This is a genomic window from Croceitalea vernalis, assembly GCF_031846405.1.
Lineage (GTDB): Bacteria > Bacteroidota > Bacteroidia > Flavobacteriales > Flavobacteriaceae > Croceitalea > Croceitalea vernalis.
In genome coordinates this window covers 176,010-195,562 of record NZ_JAVRHU010000002.1, presented here as the reverse complement: position 1 = coordinate 195,562, position 19,553 = coordinate 176,010, and the positions used below count along the sequence as shown (strand labels likewise).

21 protein-coding genes are annotated in these 19,553 nt (G+C 34.6%); 12 read left to right on the top strand and 9 right to left on the bottom strand.

What is annotated here, in order from left to right; all coding sequences use genetic code 11:
* Positions 1-25: 25 nt before the first annotated feature.
* Together RM520_RS07290 and RM520_RS07285 are read left to right on the top strand one after the other, a co-directional pair.
* Positions 26-1,225, top strand: coding sequence for an alanine dehydrogenase (locus tag RM520_RS07290; protein WP_311387504.1), 1,200 nt, complete (start codon positions 26-28; stop codon positions 1,223-1,225).
* Complete coding sequence (locus tag RM520_RS07285; RefSeq protein WP_311387503.1) at positions 1,226-1,582, top strand: DUF4258 domain-containing protein; 357 nt, start codon at positions 1,226-1,228, stop codon at positions 1,580-1,582.
* On the opposite strand, the gene RM520_RS07280 is transcribed toward RM520_RS07285, so the two are convergent.
* Positions 1,579-2,745 carry a proline dehydrogenase family protein gene (locus tag RM520_RS07280; RefSeq protein WP_311387502.1) on the bottom strand — a complete coding sequence of 389 codons (1,167 nt, stop codon included), beginning with the start codon at positions 2,743-2,745 and terminating at the stop codon, positions 1,579-1,581. The genes RM520_RS07285 and RM520_RS07280 overlap by 4 nt on opposite strands.
* A gap of 91 nt (positions 2,746-2,836) precedes the next feature.
* Between RM520_RS07280 and aroB the strand changes: the two genes are divergently transcribed.
* Both aroB and RM520_RS07270 read left to right on the top strand, forming a co-directional pair.
* Positions 2,837-3,892 (top strand): 3-dehydroquinate synthase, encoded by a 1,056-nt coding sequence (aroB, locus tag RM520_RS07275; protein WP_311387501.1) that lies wholly within the window; start codon positions 2,837-2,839, stop codon positions 3,890-3,892.
* A 95-nt stretch (positions 3,893-3,987) separates the two neighbouring features.
* A complete protein-coding gene (locus RM520_RS07270; RefSeq protein WP_311387500.1) occupies positions 3,988-4,293 on the top strand; it encodes a hypothetical protein in 306 nt (101 codons plus the stop codon).
* Positions 4,294-4,309: 16 nt separating this feature from the next.
* On the opposite strand, the gene RM520_RS07265 is transcribed toward RM520_RS07270, so the two are convergent.
* Together RM520_RS07265 and RM520_RS07260 are read right to left on the bottom strand one after the other, a co-directional pair.
* Positions 4,310-4,828 (bottom strand): DinB family protein, encoded by a 519-nt coding sequence (locus RM520_RS07265; RefSeq protein WP_311387499.1) that lies wholly within the window; start codon positions 4,826-4,828, stop codon positions 4,310-4,312.
* Between the two features lie 14 nt (positions 4,829-4,842).
* Positions 4,843-5,322, bottom strand: coding sequence for an Lrp/AsnC family transcriptional regulator (locus RM520_RS07260; RefSeq protein ID WP_311385061.1), 480 nt, complete (start codon positions 5,320-5,322; stop codon positions 4,843-4,845).
* Between the two features lie 430 nt (positions 5,323-5,752).
* Between RM520_RS07260 and RM520_RS07255 the strand changes: the two genes are divergently transcribed.
* From RM520_RS07255 to RM520_RS07245, 3 genes are all read left to right on the top strand, one after another.
* On the top strand, positions 5,753-6,112 hold the full coding sequence (locus RM520_RS07255) for a helix-turn-helix domain-containing protein (protein WP_311387498.1): 360 nt from the start codon (positions 5,753-5,755) through the stop codon (positions 6,110-6,112).
* Between the two features lie 111 nt (positions 6,113-6,223).
* Positions 6,224-6,526, top strand: a complete 303-nt coding sequence (locus tag RM520_RS07250) for a DNA topoisomerase IV (RefSeq protein ID WP_311385059.1) — start codon at positions 6,224-6,226, stop codon at positions 6,524-6,526.
* Between the two features lie 2 nt (positions 6,527-6,528).
* On the top strand, positions 6,529-7,344 hold the full coding sequence (locus RM520_RS07245) for a TerC family protein (RefSeq protein WP_311387497.1): 816 nt from the start codon (positions 6,529-6,531) through the stop codon (positions 7,342-7,344).
* 74 nt (positions 7,345-7,418) lie between these two features.
* Here RM520_RS07245 and RM520_RS07240 read toward each other — a convergent pair whose 3' ends face one another.
* The 4 genes from RM520_RS07240 to ychF all read right to left on the bottom strand — a co-directional run bounded on the left by RM520_RS07240 (position 7,419) and on the right by ychF (position 14,210).
* Positions 7,419-8,378, bottom strand: coding sequence for a sterol desaturase family protein (locus RM520_RS07240; protein ID WP_311387496.1), 960 nt, complete (start codon positions 8,376-8,378; stop codon positions 7,419-7,421).
* Between the two features lie 128 nt (positions 8,379-8,506).
* Entirely contained in the window at positions 8,507-11,125 is a 2,619-nt protein-coding gene (locus RM520_RS07235; protein WP_311387495.1) for a DNA gyrase/topoisomerase IV subunit A, read from the bottom strand.
* Positions 11,126-11,164: 39 nt separating this feature from the next.
* Positions 11,165-13,009: a DNA topoisomerase IV subunit B gene (locus RM520_RS07230; protein WP_311387494.1), complete on the bottom strand. Its 1,845-nt coding sequence runs from the start codon at positions 13,007-13,009 to the stop codon at positions 11,165-11,167.
* 106 nt (positions 13,010-13,115) lie between these two features.
* Positions 13,116-14,210, bottom strand: a complete 1,095-nt coding sequence (gene ychF / locus RM520_RS07225; protein ID WP_311387493.1) for a redox-regulated ATPase YchF — start codon at positions 14,208-14,210, stop codon at positions 13,116-13,118.
* A gap of 285 nt (positions 14,211-14,495) precedes the next feature.
* Between ychF and RM520_RS07220 the strand changes: the two genes are divergently transcribed.
* On the top strand, positions 14,496-14,927 hold the full coding sequence (locus RM520_RS07220; RefSeq protein ID WP_311387492.1) for a response regulator: 432 nt from the start codon (positions 14,496-14,498) through the stop codon (positions 14,925-14,927).
* Between the two features lie 30 nt (positions 14,928-14,957).
* Here the strand turns inward: RM520_RS07220 and RM520_RS07215 are convergent, their stop codons facing one another.
* Entirely contained in the window at positions 14,958-15,125 is a 168-nt protein-coding gene (locus RM520_RS07215) for a hypothetical protein (protein ID WP_311387491.1), read from the bottom strand.
* Positions 15,126-15,206: 81 nt separating this feature from the next.
* Positions 15,207-15,560 (bottom strand): 4Fe-4S dicluster domain-containing protein, encoded by a 354-nt coding sequence (locus RM520_RS07210; protein ID WP_311387490.1) that lies wholly within the window; start codon positions 15,558-15,560, stop codon positions 15,207-15,209.
* Between the two features lie 83 nt (positions 15,561-15,643).
* On the opposite strand from RM520_RS07210, the gene RM520_RS07205 reads away from it, so the two are divergent.
* From RM520_RS07205 to RM520_RS07190, 4 genes are all read left to right on the top strand, one after another.
* The gene (locus RM520_RS07205) at positions 15,644-16,690 is read left to right on the top strand and encodes an acyl-CoA reductase (RefSeq protein ID WP_311387489.1); all 1,047 of its coding nucleotides are present in this window, start codon (positions 15,644-15,646) and stop codon (positions 16,688-16,690) included.
* A gap of 89 nt (positions 16,691-16,779) precedes the next feature.
* Positions 16,780-17,844, top strand: a complete 1,065-nt coding sequence (serC, locus tag RM520_RS07200) for a 3-phosphoserine/phosphohydroxythreonine transaminase (protein WP_311387488.1) — start codon at positions 16,780-16,782, stop codon at positions 17,842-17,844.
* A gap of 2 nt (positions 17,845-17,846) precedes the next feature.
* Entirely contained in the window at positions 17,847-18,797 is a 951-nt protein-coding gene (locus RM520_RS07195) for a D-2-hydroxyacid dehydrogenase (protein ID WP_311387487.1), read from the top strand.
* A gap of 78 nt (positions 18,798-18,875) precedes the next feature.
* Positions 18,876-19,517 (top strand): DUF937 domain-containing protein, encoded by a 642-nt coding sequence (locus RM520_RS07190; RefSeq protein ID WP_311385047.1) that lies wholly within the window; start codon positions 18,876-18,878, stop codon positions 19,515-19,517.
* The last annotated feature ends 36 nt before the right edge of the window (positions 19,518-19,553 follow it).

Below are 19,553 nucleotides of genomic sequence, written 5' to 3'. Positions count from 1 at the left end.
GTACATAGTTTCAATTTTACATTACATGGACCAACCTTCTTCACCTTTTAGTAAACAACAATTATTACCACAAGAAGAAATGCTTGAGGTATTAAAGCAAAAAGGAGAACTCTTTATTGGTATCCCTAAAGAAAATCAGTATCAAGAAAAACGAATTTGTCTAACCCCTGATGCGGTTAACGCTATTGTGGCCAATGGACATCAAGTCATGATTGAAGCTGGTGCTGGTGAAGGAGCCAATTACTCAGACAAGGACTACACCGAAGCTGGTGCTCAAATATGCAACGATACTAAAAAAGTATTCTCGTGTCCCTTGATACTTAAAGTAGAGCCCCCTACCCTTGCCGAAATAGAATTATTGAATCCGCAAGCAATTATTATATCGGCTCTTCAGATAAAAACACAATCAAAAAAGTATTTTGAGCAATTAGCTCAAAAACGAGTTACTGCTATTGCCTTTGAATATATAAGAGATGAAGATGGAAAATTTCCTGCTGTTAGGTCTTTAAGCGAAATTGCAGGTATTTCATCAATTCTTATCGCGGCAGAATTAATGGCCACGACCAATCAAGGTAATGGTCTAATGTTTGGTAATATTACTGGTGTACCGCCTGCTGAAGTAGTTATAATTGGTGCCGGTACTGTTGGTGAGTTTGCAGCAAGATCAGCGTTAGGTTTAGGCGCTAATGTTAAGATTTTTGATAATTCCCTTACCAAGCTCAGAACTATTCAAACCAACCTAAACCAAACGGTATATACCTCTACCATTCAACCTAAAAACCTATTAAAGTCTTTAAAACGCTGTGATGTTGCAATTGGAGCAACAAGAGGTAAAGACCGTTCACCCGTAATCGTTTCTAAGACTATGGTTGAACATATGAAAAAAGGCGCGGTTATTATTGATGTTAGTATTGATATGGGTGGTTGTTTTGAAACCTCTGAAGTGACCAATCATAAAAAACCAACCGTTGAAAAATATGGCGTAATTCATTATGGCGTCCCTAATATTCCGTCTAGATATCCTAGAACGTCTTCCATATCTATTAGTAATATTTTTACACCTTATTTATTGAAAATAGGCGAAGATGGCGGTCTTGAAAACTCGCTAAGATTTGATAAAGGACTACGAAACGGATTATACATGTACCACGGTATTTTAACTAATAAATCTGTAGGTGATTGGTTTGGTCTATCTTACAACGATATTAACTTTCTTATTTTTTAAATGGCATTTTTAAAACGCTTGGGCTGGTATTTAGTTGGACTTTCAATTGGTATTGTCTTTCTAACATTTTTTCTAAAGAAAAAATCTGAAGAAACTGGTTCTGAATTCTGTTATTTCCCCAATTGTAGAGTTTTAAAAGATTTAAGGTCAAAACCTATCTCTTATTCTGATAATGTTGTGCCCATTTTTGATAAAGATTCTATCATGTGGAGGTCTTTTTTTAAAGACGGTAGTATCGACTTTGGCAAAAGCGATACGAAGGCAACACCATGCAAATTATACTTTATTGAAAACGGAGAGCAGACTATAAAAGTTGAAAACTGTCCAAATGAAGTTAAAGTGGTGGAAATCTATTAAATTTTTCGTCTAACTTTTTCTCGTTTTAATAAATCTAACTCCCTTGACGTTTGACCAGCCACAGAGGTATTTTCCTCTGCCCTTCTTATTAAATATGGCATTACATCTCTTACAGGGCCGTAGGGAAGATATTTAGATACATTATAACCTTTTGATGCTAAGTTAAAACTAATATGATCGCTCATTCCAAAAAGTTGACCAAACCAAATACTATCGCTGTTATTAGGAATCTGTCTTTGTTTCATTTGGTCCATGAGTTTATAACAACTCATTTCGTTATGAGTACCAGAAAAAATAGTGAATACGTCTAAATTATCAAGCATATAAACTACGGCCTCATCAAAATTTACATCTGTAGCATTCTTAGTTTCACAAATGGGCCTTTTATAACCCATCTCATCAGCTCTATCATTCTCTTTCTCCATGTAGGCACCACGAACCACTTTAATTCCAACTTTAAAGCCTTCTTTTTTAGCAAGTCCTGAAATTTTCTCAAGATAGTTAAGTCTATCCCATCTATACATTTGCGCTGTATTGAAAACAACAGGTTTTACTTTGTTATACTTGCGCATCATTTCATAAGCTAATTCATCGGCTGCATCTTGAATCCAACTTTCTTCTGCATCAATCAACAAAGCAACATCTAAATCGTAAGCCTTTTTACATACTTTATCATAACGGTTTATCACACGTGACCATTCCTCCTTTTCGAGCTGCATCAGTTCTTGGTTTGAACTCACCTTTTCAAAAAGTTCAAATCTACCAAAGGCAGATGGTTTAAAAACTGCGAAAGGAATCGCATCTTTTTCTTTTACAAAATCAAGCACGCCCAAAATTTTAGATAATGCGCTGTCTAGTTGATTTTCAATCTGCTTGCCTTCCACAGAGTAATCAAGAATAGAACATACTTTTGCTTCAAACATTTTGTCGATAATAGGTAAACAATCTTGTTCATTAACCCCACCACAGAAATGATCAAAAACCGTTGCTCGTATTAATCCTTCTACAGGTAATTTAGCGTTAATAGCAAAGTTGGTGACAGCGGTGCCTATTTTAACCAGAGGCTGATTGGCAATTAATTTGAATAAAAAATAAGCTCTTTCAAGCTCAGAGTCACTTTTAAGTTTAAAAGCGGTTGAAGTATCCTCAAAAATAGAGTTCATAATTACGATATTCTCAAAGAAACAAAGATAAGGTGCATGACAAGATGCTGCTCATTAAAATATATGTTTATTTTGTATCATATTTATATTTATGGATTCAGTTACGAGCAAGGCACATGAAATACATTTTGGCGATTTAGCCAAAGCGGCACTGCAACAATATTTGGCTCAAAATCAATATTCAAAGATATTTATACTTGTAGATGAAAATACGAATGAACACTGCTTAGACTTTTTCTCAGATATACATGGTAGCTCGGCTGAAACACCCATTATCATTAAAGCAGGAGAAGTATATAAAACTATAGAGACTTGTGTTACCGTTTGGAATGCCCTATCCAATATGGGTGGTGACCGAAAAAGTATGCTATTAAATTTAGGTGGTGGCGTGGTTACTGATTTAGGCGGTTTTGTGGCATCCACATTTAAACGAGGTATTGATTTTATCAATATTCCAACTTCACTTTTAGCTATGGTAGATGCCTCTGTCGGCGGTAAAACAGGAGTAGACTTAGGTGCTTTAAAGAATCAGGTTGGAGTTATTAATCAGCCTAAAATGGTTCTCATTTTTACTGAGCTTTTAGTTACCCTAGAGCCAAGACAACTTAAAAGCGGGTTTGCAGAAATGCTTAAGCATGGGCTGATTGCTGATAGAGACTACTGGAATGAGCTTATTAGCTTGAATGAAAGTGATTATCATAATCATATTCAAAAATCCGTAGAAATTAAGAATAACATCGTTGAAAAAGATCCTACGGAACAAAACATTCGAAAAAAGTTAAACTATGGTCATACTTTAGGTCATGCCATAGAGTCTTATTATTTAGAACACCCCATCAAAGATACTTTGTTACACGGCGAGGCAATTGCTATTGGAATGATTTTAGAAGGATATCTTTCGCATAAGTTAACCGGAATGTCAAAAATTGAGTTAGATGAAATAAAGAAAGTATTCTTATCTAATTATCCTAAAGTGAATTTTACTCAAGAAGACATTGGAATTATCATTGATTTGTTGAAACATGATAAGAAAAACTCACACGGTAATATTAATTTCGTCTTACTAGAACAGATTGGTTCTGCTATAGTTGATATAAAAGTACCTGTAGAATTATTCAAAGAAGCATTCGCTTACTACAAAGAATAAAAGTTTCATATACTAATTTCTAACATTGACAACTCTTTAAATTGTAAAGCAGCAAAAATATTTAGTTTAGGTAGGTAAACCATAAAAAACCTACGATGAAACGAATTATTGTTGATTACAAGCGATTAGACCACGCAACAGCTGCCTTATTAATTGATTTATACCCTCATGGTTATGGTGATGACGACATCATTGTTCTAAAAAAACCAGGAGGCGAATTAGTTGAGGCTGTAGAGGTTAAAACTAATGACACCATCTATCTAGTAAAAATAAGTAAAAGCCTTTCTAATTTCATTTCAAATTTTGAAGAAACTATTGAGAAAGAGCTCAGAAATTCTCCAGAAAAGGAAATTTTAGAAAAAGAAATCGACGAGAATATAGATAATGATTTTGAGTCCTAATTCTTGTAAAGACCAACTATACTAAATAACGCTCTTCAATTATTTTGAAGTGATGTTTTTGATGACCACTAATCATTAAACCAAGAGCTCGCACACTCATTGGAGTGCCACTAGCTTTGCCCATGCGATTGAGCGCATCTTTATTAAAGGACTGAAATAAGGCAATCGTGGCTTTTCTAACAGTACTATATTCTTGAAGTATTTGGTTTTTTGATTTACCTGCAGCTTCACATTCGATAACGTATTCGTCTTGGTCGAAACCGCATAATTCCATTTTATCGTTTCGATAAAACCGTAATGCCCGGTATTGAAAAATACGCTCTGTATCGATAAGATGTATTAGCACTTCAGCAATGGTCCATTTATCAGGACCATAAGAAAAATCAAGTTTACCTTCCGGTAATTGATTAATAAAATTTTCCATAACAAGAAGACCATTAGATAAAGACAAAAACAAATCGTCTTCACCTAAGGCATCTATATAAGGCTTGTAATAAGGATGATATTCACTTTCAGGTAACTCAGAAGCCCGCATAACAAATCTCCTCTTTAGAGTTCGTTAAAAATGGTATGCATCAAACGTTTTTTATCATTGATGCTTTCTTCTAATGAAATCATTGTTTCAGTTCTGCTGATACCCTCTATATCATCAATTTTAAAAATGATATTCTTAGCATGTGTAGTATCTTTAGCTCTAATCTTACAAAAGATATTAAACTTGCCCGTAGTAATGTGAGCCACTGTAACGTAAGGTATTTCAGTTAAACGCTGCAAAACAAACTTTGTTTGGTGAGTTTTTTCTAAAAAGATTCCAACGTAAGCTATAAAAGAATAGCCCAGTTTTACATAATCAAGAGTTAAAGACGAACCTTTTATAATACCAGCCTCTTCCATTTTCTTCACTCGAACGTGAACGGTACCTGCCGAAATTAAAAGCTTTTTGGCAATATCAGTGAATGGTGTTCTGGTATTGTCAATTAACATATCTAAAATCTGATGATCAATCTCATCTAACTTTACCTTACTCATAATAGAATTATTTTCAACAAAATTAAGGAATAATAACATAATGTATAAAGTAATCCTGCTTTTTTTGAAAATTATGTAAGAAAATAGTGTCTTTTAACTATTTAGTTCTCTAATGGTAAATTTTAAACAGATTCGTTGGTAAATACTCGAAAAAGCTTCCATTGTTTAAAGAATCTTTTAGTGAAAAAACATTCTATTTAATCTAAAACTCGATTGTAATTATCACAATTGTCATCAAATTAAAAGTAAAATAGTTTATAAAATTTACGATCGTAAACAAATTTATAAAATTTTATTTAAATTATTTAATATCAATATTTTAAATTATTTTAAATAAAGTATTACTTTATAACTAAAGTATCTTATCAAGAATTAATTTTTAGATTTTAAATTTCAAAATACTATTTTTGATATCGTAAAATTTACAATTGTGAGTAGTGATATTATCGAGCGGTTACAGCAACTTTTACAGCATTTTAGCTTGAGCTCTTCTCAATTTGCGGATCAAATTGGCGTACCTAGATCGAGTATGTCTCATTTAATGTCTGGACGAAATAAACCTAGTCTTGATTTTATTCTTAAAGTAATCTCTAAATTTCCTGAAGTAAATCTTTATTGGCTATTAAATGGAAAAGGAGCTTTTCTGCCAAATCAAGATAAAGCACCCTCTGCCCTGCCAAAAACTGAAATCACAAAAAACAAAGATTTAGATAATGTCAAGAAAAAAGTTCGACAAGTAATGGTCTTTTATGAAGATGGAACTTTTGAATCTTATAATCCTTCAGAATAGGTTTTAATTACGCATCTTATTCCTTATTTTGCCTAGATGAAAAGAATTTACTTGGGAATTTTGACAATAACATTCATTTTTTCATGCAAAAACCCACCCCAAAGAAATTGTGTGGATTTCAAAACAGGAACTTTTGAATTTACAACAACAGTTGATGGAGATGAGGTGACTACTACTTTTGAGCGAACTAATGATATTGAAGTGGATTACTTTAAAGGCAGGCAAGATTCATCGACTGTAAAGTGGATTAATGATTGTGAATACATTTTAAAAAGAATCAACCCAAAAAGTAGAGCAGAAGAAAAGCCAATTCACATAAAAATTTTGACAACAACGAATAGTTCTTATACATTTGAATTTAACACTGTAGGTGATGCTAAAAAACTTAGAGGAACCGCAATTAAAAAACACTAACCATGTTCGAAATATTTGCTAGTCCAGATGCGTGGATTGCCCTTTTAACCCTGACATTCTTAGAGATTGTCTTAGGTATTGATAACATCATTTTTATTTCTATTGCAGCAGGCAAGCTAGAGAAAAAAGACCGTAAAAAAGCGACCAACCTGGGTTTAGTTTTAGCTATGGGTATGCGTATTGTTTTATTATTCGGTATTACGTGGCTAACCTCTTTAAAAAAACCATTCATTGTCTTTAACGAGAGTTGGTTTCACGGCGGTATCAGTTGGCAGGCATTAATACTATTCTTAGGCGGTCTTTTTCTGCTTTATAAAAGCACCAAGGAGATTCACGAAAAAGTTGAAGATAGAGGGCATGACGAACGCGAAGTTAAAAAGGGCCAATCAAAATCTTTGACAAATGCTATAGTTCAGATTACTATAATAAATATTGTTTTCTCTTTTGACTCAATATTGACCGCAATAGGTATGACAAACGGTATTTCACCAAATCCAAACGATGCATTAATATTAATGATTGTTGCTGTTGTAATATCTGTAATTATAATGATGCTATTTGCTAATCCTGTTGGTGAGTTTGTTGGTAAACATCCATCCATACAAGTTTTAGGTCTTTCATTTTTAATACTTATAGGTTTTATGCTAATTGCTGAAGCAGCACATTTGTCGCATTTAGTTGTATTTGGAAATGAAGTTGGCACCATTCCAAAAGGATACCTTTACTTTTCAATTGCATTCTCATTAATGGTAGAGTTTTTAGATATGCGCATGAGAAAAAATAAAAAACCGAAAGAAGAAATCGCAGAGGAATTATAAAACTAAAAATTAGCGATAAAAAAAGCCTGCAATCACGCAGGCTTTTTTATTATTTGTTTCTGAAGACTCATTTATCAATTAGGTCTACTAAAAGCCATTTTAGGGTTGTCCTTTCTTTGTTTCTCAAACAAAGCCTGCTGTTGCTTTACGGTCATCGTACTGCCGTCGTGGCTCCACCCTGGAGGTCCAAAGACATACATAAGCTTATGCGAAAGCTTGGGAGACTTTTTCATATCATTCCAAATATCTTTAAACTCATGAGTTAGAATAACTATCGGATTATTAGAATTAGGTGCATGAATAACACCATACTTAACATCAATACTGTCATCTAAAGGTAGCCATGTGCCAAATAGTTTGTCAAATATATTTAGGAAACCACCGTGGTTTTTGTCTAGATACTCAATGTTCTGAGCATGGTGTACTTGATGCATCGTGTGCGTATTCATGAACTTTTCAAATATTCCTAGTTTAGGAAGTAACACGGTATGCAATTGAAATTGCCACAATGCTTCTATACCCAGGCAAAAAACAACCATCTCTGGTGAAAAACCTAAAGCTGGCATCCACATATAAAACAACGGTTTATAAAGTAGTGTAAACCAACCATTACGAACTGCAGTACCTAAATTAAAATTATCAGAAGAATGATGCACAATGTGAGCGGCCCAAAGTATCCTAATTTCATGATTTGCTCTATGAAACCAATAATAAGTAAAGTCATCTGCTAATTGACACAAAAGCCATATATACCAGGCATATCCAAAGGATTTATAACCCAAAATATGTGTGCGCACACCGTCAACCATCGGATTGAAGATATCGTACACAAAGGTGAAAATCACTATTGCCGAAACCACTTTTAATAAGGCTGCGAGCACAGCTGAACCTAAGCCCATAAAGCCACTAGCAAATAGATCTTTCCAATCATATAAATCATGATGCTCTTCATGATTCTTGCTATAGGTTAATTCCAGTAAAATAAAGATGATAAAACAAGGCCCTCCGTACACTAAAGGATTAGTGAAATCCATAAATTTTTAAATTTTGTTCAAATATAACGATGTTCATTAGCCATACACAACCTGTTCAATATTTAATACCTATCGGACTATAAATAGCAAAATTTGCTAAACAAAAGAGTTATTAAAAACATTGATTTTTAAAATAGTGTGGGTTGCTGGTCATCATCTCCGTCCTTTTTTTCATCTAAAGGCTTTTCTTCTTCAATGACTACCTCAATCTCATTTGCAGGTTGCTCTTGAACTTCTTCATAAGGAAGAGATTCTAAAGTATTTACATTCTTTAATTTTTCTGAAGTCAACTGATTACCTAGTGCTTTAATACCTTTAATAGCGATAAAATCCTCCACAGAGACTGTCTGATTAGGTTTAGCATCCTTACCCCTAGGCTTACTAAACTCTAATTCAACCACTGGCCTCCAATCAGTGGATAGTAATTCTAATTGTGACTTAGGATGTTCAGTTATAATCAATTCTTCTTTACTAGTATTTTCTATTAAAAACCTCTTGATGTAGTAGCGCTCTTTTTCACCGTCAAAATATATAGCTGAAATAGGCTTTTTTGGCTTCCATTTTTCTAAGACAATCATATCATCATCAAAACGACTGTTTAAATCAGGAGTGATTGTTTTCACAATACCTTTCTGGTTAGCGACCAATAGCATATCATCAGGTCTAAATTCACCCAATAGTTCCCCTCTATCATCTACATTGAGTCGCTGAACAACATCATCAAACCATATCTTACGGGGCTTTAGTGTCGACAACCCTTTTTCTTTTAATTCTATTCGTTTTACTGCGTATTTTGTGACTATGTTCCCCTTGGAGCCTCGACCTTTAATTAAAACATCAGCGAAATCAACATCCCATTTTAATTTTTTGATGCTCCCAGATTGCCTTAAATGAATTGTGACCACCTCTGCCTCGCCATTTGGGTTAGCGCTAAAATACAAAACATCTGAGCTCGCTTTACCAGCTGTTAGCGGGTATAATTTATCTCTAGTGATACTAGTTACATTAAAACGTTTAATGTAGCTTGGCCCACCTCGTCCATCTTTATAAATCATGTTGAATGTCGTGCGCTTGTCTTTCTTCTTGAAAACAGCTACGTGAATAATATTTTTATCGATAAAGGTTTTAGAATCCACTTTTGTTACCATCATTTCACCTTTTTTGGTGAATATGATAATATCATCAATATCACTGCAATCCGTGATGTATTCATCACGGCGTAACGAGGTTCCAACAAAACCCTCTTCGCGGTTCACATAAAGCTTTGTATTACGTATAACTACTTTTGTAGCTTCTATATCATCAAAAATGCGAATTTCGGATTTTCGCTCTCTCCCTTTGCCGTATTTTTTCTTTAGTTCTTGAAAATATTTAATTGCAAAATCAACAAGATTAGCTAAGTAATTTTTAGTCTCAGCTATACGTTCTTCAAGACTTTCTAGGTGTTGTTTTGCCTTATCTAAATCAAATTTTGAAATTCTTTTAATTCGAATTTCTGTCAAACGCGTTATATCCTCTTCTGTGACCGCTCTTTTTAAATGTTTAATATGCGGCTTCAAGCCTTTGTCGATTGCAGCAATAACACCTTCCCATGTTTCCTCCTCCTCTATTTCTCGATAAATTCGATTTTCAATAAAAATTCGTTCTAAAGACGCAAAATGCCACTGTTCTTGAAGTTCATTTAGTTGAATTTCTAGTTCGGCTTTCAAAAGTTCAACTGTATTATCAGTAGACCTTCGGAGCATTTCTGTCATACCCATAAAAATGGGCTTATTGTCTTCGATAATGCAACCCAAAGGTGAAATAGATGATTCACAAGCCGTAAATGCATATAAAGCATCAATCGTCTTGTCAGGAGATATTCCAGAAGGAAGATGTACTAAAATTTCAACATTGGCAGCTGTATTATCTTCAATTTTTTTGATTTTTATCTTGCCTTTATCATTGGCTTTAAGAATAGAATCTATTAAAGAAGAGGTATTGGTTCCATATGGTATCTCTTTAATTACAAGGGTATTCTTGTCAAAAGTTTCTATTCGAGCTCTAACTCGAATTTTACCCCCTCTTAATCCATCATTGTAATTGGTAACATCTATAATACCCGATGTAGGAAAGTCAGGAAAAAGCTTAAATCCTTTTCCTTTTAAATGTTTTATTGAGGCATCAATAAGCTCATTAAAATTATGAGCTAGTACTTTGGTTGATAACCCAACTGCAATACCTTCAGCACCTTGTGCTAAAAGTAGTGGAAATTTAACCGGAAGGTTTACCGGTTCCTTCTTTCTTCCATCATAAGATAATTGCCATTCGGTAATTTTTGGGCTAAAAATAACATCAAGAGCAAATTTCGATAGCCTTGCCTCAATATATCTAGAAGCTGCAGCTCTATCCCCTGTTAATATGTTCCCCCAGTTACCTTGAGTATCAATCAAAAGGTCTTTTTGACCTATTTGAACCATTGCATCAGCAATACTTGCATCACCATGCGGGTGGTATTGCATGGTATGACCCACCACATTAGCAACTTTATTATATCGCCCGTCATCCAATTCTTTCAGAGAATGCATAATCCTGCGTTGTACTGGTTTAAAACCATCCTCAATTGCAGGAACTGCTCTTTCTAAAATTACATAAGAAGCGTAATCTAAAAACCAATCTTTATACATGCCGGTTACCCGGGTCAGCGCATCATCAGAAGCCTCTTCTTCATTAGGAAAGCCTTCTGTCAATTCTTCATTTTCTTCCATGTGCTAACGTAATCTTATCTATTTGATTTAAAGTTAATTTTATTCAACTAAATCAAGTTCTACTTTAAGGTTTTGAATTATAAATTTTTGTCTATCTGGGGTGTTCTTCCCCATGTAGAATTTTAATAATTCTTCAATAGACATCGCTTTATCAAGCATTACTGGTTCTAATCGAATATCATCGCCAATAAAATGCTGAAACTCGTCTGGAGATATTTCACCTAAACCTTTAAATCGAGTAATTTCTGGTTTACCAGTTAATTTTTCAATTGCATTCCGTCTTTCTTCATCGCTATAGCAATAAATAGTCTCCTTTTTATTTCTAACTCTAAACAAAGGTGTTTGAAGAATATATAAATGGTTTTCTTTAATCAATTCAGGGAAAAATTGTAAAAAGAAAGTGATTAGCAACAAACGAATATGCATACCATCTACATCGGCATCCGTCGCTATTACAATGTTGTTGTACCGCAAATCCTCCATTGAATCTTCAATATTCAATGCAGCTTGCAACAAATTGAATTCTTCGTTCTCGTATACAATCTTCTTCGACATTCCGTACGAATTCAAAGGCTTACCCCTAAGACTAAATACCGCCTGAGTATTTACATCACGTGATTTTGTAATTGAACCTGATGCAGAATCACCCTCAGTTATAAAGAGTGTACTTTCTAATCTCCTATCCTTCTTCATGTCTTGAAGATGAACACGACAGTCACGTAGCTTTTTATTATGTAAACTTGCCTTTTTGGCCCTATCCCTCGCTAGTTTTCTAATTCCCGATAATTCTTTTCGTTCTTTTTCTGCTTGAACTATCTTCTTTTGCAAACTTTCGGCAACCGTTGGGTTTTTATGCAAATGATTATCCAAATACCTGCCGATAAAATCATTGATATAGGTTCGAACGGTTGGTAAATTACCACCCATATCTGTTGAGCCTAATTTGGTTTTGGTTTGACTTTCGAAAACTGGCTCCATTACTTTAATGGCAATGGCAGAAATAATTGATTTTCTTATATCAGACGCATCGTAGTTCTTCCCGTAATGCTCTCGAACAGTTTTTACGATAGCTTCACGAAAAGCGGCTTGATGGGTTCCACCCTGAGTAGTATGCTGGCCATTTACAAAAGAGTGATATTCCTCACTATATTGCGTTTTACTATGTGTTATAGCTACTTCAATGTCATCGCCTTTCAGATGAATGATTGGATAAAGAAAGTCATCTTGATTATTATTATCTTCAAGAAGGTCTTTCAATCCATTTTCTGAATGAAACTTTTCCCCGTTAAAAACAATAGTCAGCCCCGGGTTGAGATAAACGTAATTTTTCAGCATTCGCTCTACGTACTCATTCCGATATTTAAATTTTTTAAAAATGGCTTCATCAGGAACAAAGCTTACTTGCGTGCCCTTTCGTTTGGTTGAATCAATCAACTCTTCATTAACCAAAATTCCCGCCTTGAATTCAGCGGCTTTTGATTTGCCATCACGAATGGATTCTACCCTAAAATAATTGGAAAGGGCATTTACTGCTTTGGTACCTACTCCATTTAAACCAACAGATTTTTTAAACGCTCTTGAGTCATACTTTCCTCCGGTATTCATTTTGGAGACCACATCAACCACTTTACCTAAAGGAATTCCACGTCCATAATCACGAACTCTTACTTCACTGTCTTTTATGACGATTTCAATGGTCTTACCGGCACCCATTACAAATTCATCAATACAGTTATCTATGACTTCTTTTAAAAGAATATAAATACCATCGTCAGCTGATGACCCATCCCCGAGTTTACCAATATACATACCCGGACGCATACGAATATGCTCTTTCCAATCGAGGGAACGGATGTTATCTTCGGTATATTTGGTGTTTTCCATTAAAAACGGGATTATCCTCGCTAATATAGAATTTAGGAGGAAAAATCAAAATGCCAGCCTAGGAAAGTAATCAACAAAAGGTGTTAGGAACTATTAAGATGTCTTTTTAAACATTAAATCTAAAGTGCATTACGTCGCCATCTTTAACGATATACTCCTTACCTTCCACTCTCATTTTACCCGCTTCTTTAACTTTTGCTTCACTGCCGAATGACACATAATCATTGTAACCAATAACCTCGGCACGAATAAAGCCTTTTTCAAAATCTGTATGAATTACTCCTGCCGCTTGCGGAGCAGTGGCTCCAACGGGAATGGTCCAAGCACGAACTTCTTTTTCTCCTGCGGTAAAATAAGTTTCTAAATCTAAGAGCTTATATGCACCACGAATTAATTTACCTGAGCCCGGTTCTGAAAGCCCTAAATCTTCTAAAAACATCTGTCGTTCATCAAAAGTCTCTAGTTCTGTGATATCGGCCTCTGTTCCAACAGCCAAAAAGATAACTTCAGCATTTTCATTTGCTACAGCAGTTTTTACCTTTTCAACATATGCATTCCCTTGAACAGCACCATCTTCATCTACATTACAAACATACATTACTGGCTTGTCGGTAATTAGCTGCAAGGGCTTTACAAATTCGGTTTTATCATCATCACTAACCTCAATAGCTCTAACAGATTTGCCTGCTTCTAAGCCTTCTTTTAAAGCTGCTAAAATTGCTTCTTCTTTTTGCGCTTCTTTATTTCCTGTTCTTGCCGCTCTTTTTACTTTTTCTAACTTCTTTTCAACGCTTTCTAAGTCTTTCAATTGGAGCTCCATATCTATGGTTTCTTTATCTCTAATAGGATCAACAGAACCATCAACATGTACGATATTATCATTATCAAAACACCTTAAAACATGCAGAATAGCATCGGTTTCACGAATATTTCCAAGAAATTGGTTTCCAAGCCCCTCACCTTTACTAGCTCCTTTTACCAAACCTGCTATATCAACTATTTCTACAGTAGCAGGTATGACCTTTTCTGGATTAACTAAAGATTCTAGTTTCTCTAATCTTTCATCAGGTACATTAACTACACCAATATTTGGCTCAATGGTACAAAAAGGAAAGTTTGCGCTTTGGGCTTTCGCATTAGACAGGCAGTTAAAAAGAGTTGATTTACCAACATTAGGCAATCCTACGATTCCAGCTTTCATCTTCTAGTTTTAAGGCTGCAAATATAGTTTATACATCCAAGAAAACAGTAGAAATTATAAAGGGCATTAAGGATAAAATATTCATTAATGAAATAGTGTTTTTCATTCATTTAAAGTTGTTCTTTTTTAAAACACAACCATATGTTATATAAGGTTAACTAATAATTAGTTCTTAAAATCAAAGCTCTACTAAAAATTTGAAATGAATTTTAACATATTTTCATATGGTTTTATATAATAATTAATACACTTAAGTTGTTAGTTATAACATAGATTCAACTGGTCATGAGTGTTCCATTTTTTGATATTACCTATATTGTTGATGATAGTACAACTGCGCGATTTATTCATTCCGAAATTATAAAGCAATTAGGAGTGAGTGAAAAAATTATCAATTCTAATAGCTCAATTGACGCTTTAAAAAGTTTAATTATTGATTTAATTGATGAAAAAAGAGTGCTTTTACTTCTTGATATAGAGATGCCAATTTTAGATGGATTAAATTTCTTAAATATAATCTCAGAACTTAGATTGAAAAAATCTCAGTTGTGTGTATTTATAGTAAGTTCACGTATTGGAGACAATATAGCCCGAGAAACCTTATACCATAGACTTGTTCAAAAAATACTTTGCAAACCGATTAGAAAAAATGAAATTGAGCAAGAATTAGAATTATTCTACCAAGGCAAGGATTACATAACACAAAAAATGTTTTAAAGGCAGCGTTTTTTTTGAATTAAAAGAATTTTAAGCCCCACTAACAAATTGGTAAATTAAGGTAGCTATAAGAGCCAAAATTCCAATAATAGCAATGGCGGATAGAATACACCCAAAGTCTTTCCAAATTCCACTGTATTCTTTTTCTTCTTTCATTTTATTGTAATAAGATGATAAGCTCAAAATTGAAACAACCATTTTGAGTTATATCTGGGTTATTGAAATTAATAGGTAGTGGTCTATTCTAAAAAGACAAAACCAGTGAATATCTAGTGGTGTTTATCCTTCAGGATGCATAAACTTTTGCTTCCCTAAAAGTGCTTCTTCAGTTTCAACTCTATCTTCATCAGGAACGCAGCAATCAACCGGGCAAACTGCAGCGCACTGAGGTTCTTCATGAAAACCCATACACTCCGTGCATTTATCAGGTGAAATATAATATACTTCGTCACTTAACGGCTCTTGTACTTCATCCGCATCTACAGCTTTACCGTCAGGTAAAACTACAGATCCTTTCAAAGAGGTTCCATCACTATAGCGCCATTCATCTGCGCCTTCATAAATGGCGGTATTAGGACATTCTGGTTCACAAGCACCACAATTAATGCATTCATCCGTAATTATAATCGCCATATTTTTCTTTTTTTATGCCAAACTTCGCTAGCATTGCTATTTTTACGCAAAAATAAACCCCAAAGGATTACTTTACAAATATAATGGAGGTACAACCAAATATTTTAGGAGCTTTTACCAAACTAGGTAGTTTTTTAAGAGAATTTTGTGAAGATTCTGTTTCACAAAATCATCATTGGTCAAAAGCTTTAGAAAAAGCTATCATCAAGGCTGGACAACAAAATGGATGGTTTACAAAAAACAATGTGCTGGAAGCTCTAAATTCTTGGGGTACCCTTTTAACCAAAATCAATCTTGAAGCTTGGCTGTCTCCATATCATATCTCAAAAGACTTCAATAATAAAACCATTGCCATTATCATGGCGGGTAATATTCCATTAGTAGGATTCCACGATTTTTTAGCCGTTTTAATAACTGGAAATCGTGTAATTGTAAAGTTATCATCTAATGATGCGGTTTTACTACCTTTTCTAGTAACCTACCTTTTAGATACTGAACCGCTATTGAAGAAAAAAATACATTTGACTCAAGAAAAACTTGAAAGATTTGATGCTGTTATCGCAACGGGTAGCAATAATACCAGTCGTTACTTTGATTATTACTTTGGAAAATACCCAAATATCATACGGCGAAATAGAAATTCCATTGCGGTGTTAACGGGCAATGAATCAATTGAAGAGCTCAAGTTACTCGGTAATGATGTTTTTCAATATTTTGGTTTAGGCTGCAGAAGTGTTTCTAAAATTTTTATTCCCAAAAATTTTGAACTAAAACATTTTTTTGAAGCAATTTTTGAATTTCAAGACGTAGCAAACAACCACAAGTACGCCAACAACTACGATTATAATAAAGCTGTTTTTTTAATGTCAGAATTTAAAATTCTCGACAATAATTTTCTTCTACTTAAAGAAGATAAAAGCTATGCTTCGCCAATTGGCACTTTGTATTATGAATATTATGACACTATGGATTCATTAAATATGCGGCTTAAAAGTGAAGCTTCTGAACTACAGTGTATTGTTGGTAATTCTGCTGTTTCTAATAGCATTCCATTTGGGACTACCCAAACTCCTGACCTAACTGACTATGCTGATAGCGTCGATACCATTCAATTTTTACTGAATTTATAATTAAACCAAGAGTTATTTTGGTTTCCTTAATTTTTAAGACCTTTGTCTCTTGATTAATCAACAAACATCCTAACGAAATTGATAGCTAAATGAAAAAACATAATTTTAGTGCTGGTCCTTGTATTTTACCAAAAGAAGTAATGAAAAAAGCTGCCGAAGCTGTTATAGAACTTGATGGTAGTGGTTTATCATTAATAGAAATATCTCACCGCAGTGCTGCTTTTGTAGAAATCATGGAAAATGCACGTTCACTAGCCTTAGAATTACTTAGTTTAGAGAACAAAGAATATACAGCACTTTTTTTGCAAGGAGGAGCTAGTATGCAGTTTTTAGCCACAGCTTATAATCTGCTTGAAACTAAAGCCGGATACATTAATACTGGAACATGGAGTTTAAAAGCTATAAAGGAAGCCAGATTATTTGGTGACATTATCGAAGTTGCTTCTTCTCAAGAGAAAAACTTCAATTTTATTCCGAAAGGATATGAAATTCCAAAAGGATTAGACTATTTACATTTGACTTCCAACAACACTATTTTTGGAACCCAAATCAAGGAATTTCCTAAAACAGATTGCCCTTTGGTTTGTGATATGAGTTCTGATATTTTTTCGCGCCAACTTGACTTTTCTCAATTTGATTTGATCTATGCAGGTGCCCAAAAAAATATGGGGCCGGCCGGTACCACATTAGTTGTTGTTAAAGATGATATACTAGGTAAAGTATCAAGAAAGATTCCGTCAATGCTCGATTATAAAACACATATTAGCAAGGATAGCATGTTCAATACTCCACCAGTATTTCCAGTTTATGTTTCAATGCTAACCATGCAATGGCTCAAAGACTTGGGTGGAATACCCGCAATTGAAAAAATTAATGAACAAAAAGCCAATCTTATATATTCTGAGATTGAATTAAACCCTGTCTTCTCAGGTTTTGCTGCCAAAGAAGATCGTTCTAATATGAATGCCACTTTTAATATTACAGACGAAACCTTGAAAGAGACTTTTGATAATCAATGCAAAGAAGCAGGCATTAATGGAATTAACGGCCACCGTTCTGTAGGTGGCTACCGGGCTTCAATGTACAATGCACTATCATTAGAAAGTGTTGGGACCTTAGTTGATATTATGAGCGAACTAGAACGTAAAGGGTAAAAATGAAAGTACTAGCAAACGACGGTATTTCCCAAACCGGGATAAAGCATTTAGAAGCTGAGGGTTTTGAAGTTTTAACCACGACAGTAGCTCAAGAACAATTAAGCAATTTTATAAATGAGCATAAAATTACTGCTCTTTTGGTTAGAAGCGCCACAGAAGTACGCAAAAAATTGATTGATACTTGCCCATCACTAAAACTTATAGGTCGCGGTGGAGTTGGTATGGACAATATTGATGTTGATTATGCGAAGTCAAAAGATATTCATGTAATTAATACACCAGCCGCTTCTTCTGAATCTGTTGCAGAGCTTGTTTTTGCACATTTGTATGGCGGTGTTCGCTTTTTATATGATTCCAATCGCAACATGCCACTGGAAGGAGATAGTAAGTTCAAACAATTAAAAAAGGCTTACGCAAATGGCTCTGAATTACGTGGCAAAACAATCGGAATCATAGGCTTCGGCAGAATAGGACAAGCGACCGCTAAAATTGCCTTGGGCATTGGTATGAAAGTCATATTTACTGACCACCAAATAGAAGAACACCTTATATCTTTAAGTTTCTATGATGGCCAAAAAATTGAATTTCAACTTCAAAAAAGCAGTTTTGATGAATTGATTAAAAATTCAGATTTTATTTCAATTCATGTTCCAGCTCAAAAAAATTATGTCCTTGATAAAGATGACTTCGGCAAAATGAAAAATGGTGTTGGTATTATAAATGCTGCGCGGGGTGGAACAATAGATGAAGTTGCTTTGATAGATGCACTAGAAAACGGAAAAGTTTCTTTTGCCGGTTTAGATGTTTTCGAGTCAGAGCCCAATCCGGAAATAAAAATATTAATGCATCCGCAAATTTCATTAACCCCACATATTGGTGCTGCAACATCAGAAGCGCAAGACAGAATTGGGATTGAACTTGCGAATCAAATTATCGCCCTACTACAATAATCCGAAGAGGCAAAAAAATATGGCTTATCACTGTGACTTTTTCGTACATTGTGGTTCTTAAAAATAAACACTTATAAAATGTCAGGATTACTAGATTTAATCAATAGCCCAATGGGCAAACAATTAATCAGCGGAGTAGCTGGTCAGACAGGGCAACCTGAAAACAAAACTGCTGATGTATTAGCAATGGCAATGCCAATGTTAATGGGCGCAATGAAAAAGAATGCCTCAACACCTGGTGGCGCAGAAGGTTTAATGAATGCATTATCTTCAAAACATGACGGCAGTATTTTAGATAACCTTGGTGGTTTATTTGGAGGCGGCGTAGACCAATCAGTTATGGATGATGGTGCTGGAATTCTTGGTCACATTTTAGGTTCTAAACAACCTCAAGTAGAAAATGCACTAAGCAGTAAGTCCGGAATAGATGCTGGATCTGTCGCTCAAATACTAAAAATAGCTGCCCCACTTTTATTGGGCTTTTTAGGTAAGCAAACAAAACAGCAAAATGTAAGTAGTCCTGATGCATTAAGTGGTCTTTTAGGCGGTTTAATGGGTGGCGGTAATGCTGCCAATAAACAACAATCGCTTATTGAGTCATTTTTAGACTCTGACGGAGATGGTAGTGTTATTGATGATTTAGCTGGTATGGTTTTAAACAGTGGAGGACAAAAGAAAGGTGGCCTTGGAGGCCTTCTTGGAGGTCTTTTCGGAAAATAAACCTTCTATTACATAGATTTAACAAGCCGTTTAGAG

Bases quoted from the DNA above. Each gene is read 5' to 3' on its own strand.
- RM520_RS07290 (WP_311387504.1), top strand. From the start codon at position 26: ATGGACCAACCTTCTTCACCTTTTAGTAAACAACAATTATTACCACAA.
- RM520_RS07285 (WP_311387503.1), top strand. From the start codon at position 1,226: ATGGCATTTTTAAAACGCTTGGGCTGGTATTTAGTTGGACTTTCAATT.
- RM520_RS07280 (WP_311387502.1), bottom strand. From the start codon at position 2,745: ATGAACTCTATTTTTGAGGATACTTCAACCGCTTTTAAACTTAAAAGT.
- aroB (WP_311387501.1), top strand. From the start codon at position 2,837: ATGGATTCAGTTACGAGCAAGGCACATGAAATACATTTTGGCGATTTA.
- RM520_RS07270 (WP_311387500.1), top strand. From the start codon at position 3,988: ATGAAACGAATTATTGTTGATTACAAGCGATTAGACCACGCAACAGCT.
- RM520_RS07265 (WP_311387499.1), bottom strand. From the start codon at position 4,828: ATGCGGGCTTCTGAGTTACCTGAAAGTGAATATCATCCTTATTACAAG.
- RM520_RS07260 (WP_311385061.1), bottom strand. From the start codon at position 5,322: ATGAGTAAGGTAAAGTTAGATGAGATTGATCATCAGATTTTAGATATG.
- RM520_RS07245 (WP_311387497.1), top strand. From the start codon at position 6,529: ATGTTCGAAATATTTGCTAGTCCAGATGCGTGGATTGCCCTTTTAACC.
- RM520_RS07240 (WP_311387496.1), bottom strand. From the start codon at position 8,378: ATGGATTTCACTAATCCTTTAGTGTACGGAGGGCCTTGTTTTATCATC.
- RM520_RS07235 (WP_311387495.1), bottom strand. From the start codon at position 11,125: ATGGAAGAAAATGAAGAATTGACAGAAGGCTTTCCTAATGAAGAAGAG.
- RM520_RS07230 (WP_311387494.1), bottom strand. From the start codon at position 13,009: ATGGAAAACACCAAATATACCGAAGATAACATCCGTTCCCTCGATTGG.
- ychF (WP_311387493.1), bottom strand. From the start codon at position 14,210: ATGAAAGCTGGAATCGTAGGATTGCCTAATGTTGGTAAATCAACTCTT.
- RM520_RS07220 (WP_311387492.1), top strand. From the start codon at position 14,496: ATGAGTGTTCCATTTTTTGATATTACCTATATTGTTGATGATAGTACA.
- RM520_RS07215 (WP_311387491.1), bottom strand. From the start codon at position 15,125: ATGGTTGTTTCAATTTTGAGCTTATCATCTTATTACAATAAAATGAAA.
- RM520_RS07210 (WP_311387490.1), bottom strand. From the start codon at position 15,560: ATGGCGATTATAATTACGGATGAATGCATTAATTGTGGTGCTTGTGAA.
- RM520_RS07205 (WP_311387489.1), top strand. From the start codon at position 15,644: ATGGAGGTACAACCAAATATTTTAGGAGCTTTTACCAAACTAGGTAGT.
- serC (WP_311387488.1), top strand. From the start codon at position 16,780: ATGAAAAAACATAATTTTAGTGCTGGTCCTTGTATTTTACCAAAAGAA.
- RM520_RS07195 (WP_311387487.1), top strand. From the start codon at position 17,847: ATGAAAGTACTAGCAAACGACGGTATTTCCCAAACCGGGATAAAGCAT.
- RM520_RS07190 (WP_311385047.1), top strand. From the start codon at position 18,876: ATGTCAGGATTACTAGATTTAATCAATAGCCCAATGGGCAAACAATTA.